The organism is uncultured Albimonas sp. (assembly GCF_963977235.1).
GTDB lineage: Bacteria > Pseudomonadota > Alphaproteobacteria > Rhodobacterales > Rhodobacteraceae > Albimonas.
The window spans coordinates 1-2,193 of record NZ_CAXBOD010000140.1 but is presented as its reverse complement, the minus strand read 5'-3'; the positions used below and the strand labels follow the sequence as shown (position 1 = coordinate 2,193).

2 protein-coding genes and 1 pseudogene are annotated in these 2,193 nt (G+C 72.9%); all 3 read right to left on the bottom strand.

From position 1 onward, the window contains the following. Window positions 1-462: pseudogene (locus AAC134_RS23770) on the bottom strand (GMC family oxidoreductase); the annotation flags it as partial. Window positions 463-561: 99 nt separating this feature from the next. Next, window positions 562-1,359 (bottom strand): gluconate 2-dehydrogenase subunit 3 family protein, encoded by a 798-nt coding sequence (locus AAC134_RS23765; protein WP_339952283.1) that lies wholly within the window; start codon window positions 1,357-1,359, stop codon window positions 562-564. Window positions 1,360-1,468: 109 nt separating this feature from the next. After that, window positions 1,469-2,193 (bottom strand): phospholipase D-like domain-containing protein (locus AAC134_RS23760; protein WP_339952281.1); only part of this gene is annotated, 725 nt, incomplete at its 5' end.

The window sequence follows — 2,193 nt, the reverse complement described above, 5'->3', positions numbered from 1 at the left end:
GAAGGCGTCGTAGTGGGGTTCCAGCTCGTCGTAGGATACGGGCCAGTCCTGCACCGTCATCTCCTCGCGCAGCGGACCGTAGCGTTCCTCGTTATGCGAGCGGGTGGCGAAATCCGAGGGCAGGAACCGCCAGGTCAGCCCGTTCCAGTGCACGCCCGAGCCGCCGACCCCCGTGCCCGGCAGGAAGCTGCCCCAGCGGCGCATCGGCCGGGCGGTCTGGTCGTCGCGGTTGCGCAGGCTGACGGTGGTGCGGTTCTCGGCCTGGAACATCTCGTGGCGCCAGTAGTAGCGCAGCTCGTCCTGGGCGTGGGTGGTGGGGAAGTCGGTGGGCGTGTCGCGCCAGCCGCCGCGCTCCAGCGCCAGCACCTCGAGGCCGGCGTCGGTCAGCTGCTGGGCCATGATCGCGCCGGTCCAGCCGAAGCCCACCATCAGGGCGTCGACGGAGGGGAGTCGGGTGGCCATGGGCTGCCTCCTTCATGCGATGGGGGCGGGACGTCGCCGCCGGGCGGGCGTCGGTCGCCTGCGCCGCTGCGTCGGGGGCTCACGGCCCCGGGGCGGCCGTCAGCGGCGGGCGTTGCGGTCCTGCGGCCGTCGCCAGGCGGGACGGCCGTTGATCGAGACCGGCGGCAGGTCGAGCCGGCGGCCGCCGTGGTCGAGCCAGGGCCGGTAGTCGTAGCGGGCGCCGGGGAACCCCACGAGCCGCCAGCCGACCATGTCGACGTTGCCGCCGTAGATCGGGTCGCAGAAGAACCCTTCGATCGTGTTCTCGCGCAGGAGGTCGAAGAAGGTCTTGCCGGGGACCTCGCCCAGGCTCAGCTGCTCCTCGTCGAGGGCGGTCAGCACCTGGTCCTGCTCGTCGTCCGTGAGGGCGGCGAAGCCGCGGTCCCGGAAGGCGGTCCGGCAATGGGCGTCCACCGCCGCCAGCGCCGCGCGGTATAGCGCGGCCGGCGTGTAGGGGACCTGCCAACCCTGGGTGGGCAGACCTTCGGAGAAGGGGCCCTGCATGTACCACCGCTCCCCCCGGCCCCAGGGGGCGGCGAGCTGGCGGTCGATGAACACGGCCGCCCCCGCCTCCCGCGCGCCGGGGTCCTGCGCGTCGCCGGGCAGGATGCGCGCGCACATCGCCTCCAGCGCCGCGAATTCGGCCGCTGTCAGGAACGAAGCCTCGCGGGTTCCGTGGTAGGGGGCGTCCTCGGTCGAGGGGCTCCAGGGCACGCCGCCACGAAAGATCTCGGCGGCGGCGCGGCCCGCCCAGACAGAGGCGCCGGCCGCTCCGACGAGCCCGAGCAGGTGTCGGCGGCTCGGGCCGGAGGGGGCGGCGTCGCCGGTCCAGGGGTGGTCTGGCGATCGTCGGGTCATGTCCTTGACGCTCAGGCAGCGCGTCGGCGGAAATGCGCCGGAGAGGCGCCATCGGCGCCTTATTGATCGAGTTTTCTGGCCACCGCGCCCCGACGGGCCCTGCTGCGGCTCACAGGATCGGGCCCAGCAGGGCCACCACGTTGTTGCGCAGCCGGATCCGCCAGCTCCAGGCGGCGACGTCCTCGGCGTGAACCTCGGTCGAGCGCGCGATCCAGCCGTCCTGCAGGCGGCGCAGCTCGGCCGCCACCTCGGGATCGTGGAGCAGGACGTTGTTCTCGAAGTTCAGCGCCAGGCTGCGACGGTCGAGATTGGCCGAGCCGACCAGCGCGATCTCGTCGTCCAGGGTCAGCGTCTTCGCGTGCAGCAGACCGCCGTTGTACTCGAAGATCCGCACCCCGGCGGCGAGCAGCGATTCGTAGCTGGCGCGGCTGGCCACGCGCACGAACCAGCTGTCGTTCACCGCGGGCACGGTCAGCACCGTCTCGACCCCGCGGTGGGCGCAGGCGATCAGCGCGGCCTGCAGCGGCTCGTCGGGGATGTAGTAGGGCGTGGTGATGGTCAGCGAGCGGCGGGCGCTGAACATCAGCGTGGTGAAGACCTCCGGCATCGGGGTCGAGCGCGAGATCGGCCCCCCCGCAACCACCTGCCCGGTGAAGCCCGGCCCGCAGGGCGGCGGCGGGCGCAGCAGCAGCTGGGCCATGTCGTCGGGGGCGTGGGCCATCCAGTCGGAGGCGAACAGGTGCTGCTGCTGGCGGGCGAGCGGCCCCTCGATCCGCATCATCACGTCGACCCCGGGGCCGAAGCGGGCCTTGGGCAGGAAGGCCGCGTCGGCGC

Coding starts and splice junctions, on each gene's coding strand:
- AAC134_RS23765 (WP_339952283.1), bottom strand. CDS start 1,359: ATGACCCGACGATCGCCAGACCACCCCTGGACCGGCGACGCCGCCCCC.